1 rRNA gene is annotated in these 2,954 nt (G+C 53.1%); it reads right to left on the reverse strand.

Features of this window, described 5'->3' with window-relative positions:
• Positions 1 to 18: 18 nt before the first annotated feature.
• Positions 19 to 2,954, reverse strand: a 23S ribosomal RNA gene (locus tag JCM19034_RS20435).

Here is a 2,954-nt window from a genome sequence, read left to right on the forward strand (position 1 = left end):
AAAACACGTCAGAATATCTTGGATAAGTCCTCGACCGATTAGTATCTGTCAGCTCCACGTGTCACCACGCTTCCACACCAGACCTATCAACCTCATCATCTCTAAGGGGTCTTACTGGATTAACTCCATGGGAAATCTCATCTTGAGGGGGGCTTCATGCTTAGATGCTTTCAGCACTTATCCCGTCCACACGTAGCTACCCAGCGATGCTCCTGGCGGAACAACTGGTACACCAGCGGTGTGTCCATCCCGGTCCTCTCGTACTAAGGACAGCTCCTCTCAAATTTCCTACGCCCGCGACGGATAGGGACCGAACTGTCTCACGACGTTCTGAACCCAGCTCGCGTACCGCTTTAATGGGCGAACAGCCCAACCCTTGGGACCTACTTCAGCCCCAGGATGCGATGAGCCGACATCGAGGTGCCAAACCTCCGTCGATGTGGACTCTTGGGGGAGATAAGCCTGTTATCCCCAGGGTAGCTTTTATCCGTTGAGCGATGGCCCTTCCATGCGGAACCACCGGATCACTAAGCCCGACTTTCGTCCCTGCTCGACTTGTAGGTCTCGCAGTCAAGCTCCCTTATGCCTTTGCACTCTACGAATGATTTCCAACCATTCTGAGGGAACCTTTGGGCGCCTCCGTTACTGTTTAGGAGGCGACCGCCCCAGTCAAACTGCCCACCTGACACTGTCCCTGAACCGGATCACGGTTCGAGGTTAGAATGTCAGCACCGTCAGGGTAGTATCCCACCGACGCCTCCACGTAAGCTAGCGCTCACGCTTCCAAGGCTCCTACCTATCCTGTACAAACGGTACCAACATCCAATATCAAGCTACAGTAAAGCTCCATGGGGTCTTTCCGTCCTGTCGCGGGTAACCTGCATCTTCACAGGTACTATAATTTCACCGGGTCTCTCGTTGAGACAGTATCCAAATCGTTACACCATTCGTGCGGGTCGGAACTTACCCGACAAGGAATTTCGCTACCTTAGGACCGTTATAGTTACGGCCGCCGTTTACTGGGGCTTCAATTCAGAGCTTCTCCCAAAGGATAACCCCTCCTCTTAACCTTCCAGCACCGGGCAGGTGTCAGCCCCTATACTTCGCCTTGCGGCTTCGCAGAGACCTGTGTTTTTGCTAAACAGTCGCTTGGATCTTTTCACTGCGGCTCTCTCGGGCTATTCACCCTATCAGAGCACCCCTTCTCCCGAAGTTACGGGGTCATTTTGCCGAGTTCCTTAACGAGAGTTCTCCCGAGCGTCTTAGAATTCTCTTCTCGCCTACCTGTGTCGGTTTGCGGTACGGGCACCTCACACCTCGCTAGAGGCTTTTCTTGGCAGTGTAGGATCAGGAACTTCGGTACTATTATTTCCCTCGCCATCACAGCTCAGCTTTCACGAGAAGCGGATTTGCCTACTTCTCAGCCTACCTGCTTGGACGCGGACATCCAATGCCGCGCTTACCCTACCTTTCTGCGTCCCCCCATTGCTCAAACGGTGAGGAGGTGGTACAGGAATATCAACCTGTTGTCCATCGCCTACGCCTTTCGGCCTCGGCTTAGGTCCCGACTGACCCTGAGCGGACGAGCCTTCCTCAGGAAACCTTGGGCTTTCGACGGAGGGGATTCTCACCCCTCTTATCGCTACTCATACCGGCATTCTCACTTCTAAGCGCTCCACCAGTCCTCTCGGTCTGACTTCGCTGCACTTAGAACGCTCCCCTACCACTGACACCAACGGTGTCAATCCATAGCTTCGGTGATACGTTTAGCCCCGGTACATTTTCGGCGCAGAGTCACTCGACCAGTGAGCTATTACGCACTCTTTAAATGGTGGCTGCTTCTAAGCCAACATCCTGGTTGTCTGGGCAACTCCACATCCTTTTCCACTTAACGTATACTTTGGGACCTTAGCTGATGGTCTGGGCTGTTTCCCTCTTGACTACGGATCTTAGCACTCGCAGTCTGACTCCCGAGGATAAGTCTTTGGCATTCGGAGTTTGACTGAATTCGGTAATCCTGTGGGGACCCTAGTCCAATCAGTGCTCTACCTCCAAGACTCTTCCCTCGAGGCTAGCCCTAAAGCTATTTCGGGGAGAACCAGCTATTTCCGAGTTCGATTGGCATTTCACCCCTACCCACACCTCATCCCCGCATTTTTCAACATGCGTGGGTTCGGGCCTCCATTCAGTGTTACCTGAACTTCACCCTGGACATGGGTAGATCACACGGTTTCGGGTCTACGACCACGTACTTATTCGCCCTATTCAGACTCGCTTTCGCTGCGGCTCCGCCTTATCGGCTTAACCTTGCACGGGATCGTAACTCGCCGGTTCATTCTACAAAAGGCACGCCATCACCCATAAATGGGCTCTGACTAGTTGTAGGCACACGGTTTCAGGATCTCTTTCACTCCCCTCCCGGGGTGCTTTTCACCTTTCCCTCACGGTACTGGTTCACTATCGGTCACTAGGGAGTATTTAGCCTTGGGAGATGGTCCTCCCGGATTCCGACGGGGTTTCACGTGTCCCGCCGTACTCAGGATCCACTCTGGAGGAAACGAAGTTTCGGCTACAGGGCTGTTACCTTGTCTCGCAGATCTTTCCAGATCGCTTCACCTACTTCATTTCTTTGTAACTCCGTATAGAGTGTCCTACAACCCCAAGAGGCAAGCCTCTTGGTTTGGGCTAATTCCGTTTCGCTCGCCGCTACTCAGGAAATCGCATTTGCTTTCTCTTCCTCTGGGTACTTAGATGTTTCAGTTCCCCAGGTCTGCCTCCTCGTATCCTATATATTCAGATACGGGTACCATCCCATTACGGATGGTGGGTTCCCCCATTCGGATATCCCCGCTTCAAAGCTTACTTACAGCTCCACGAGGCGTTTCGCCGTTCGTCGCGTCCTTCTTCGGCTCCTAGTGCCAAGGCATTCACCGTGCGCCCTTTCTAACTTAACC

The sequence above is a fragment of the Bacillus sp. JCM 19034 genome (assembly GCF_001310635.1).
Taxonomy (GTDB): Bacteria; Bacillota; Bacilli; order Bacillales; family Bacillaceae_D; genus Halalkalibacter.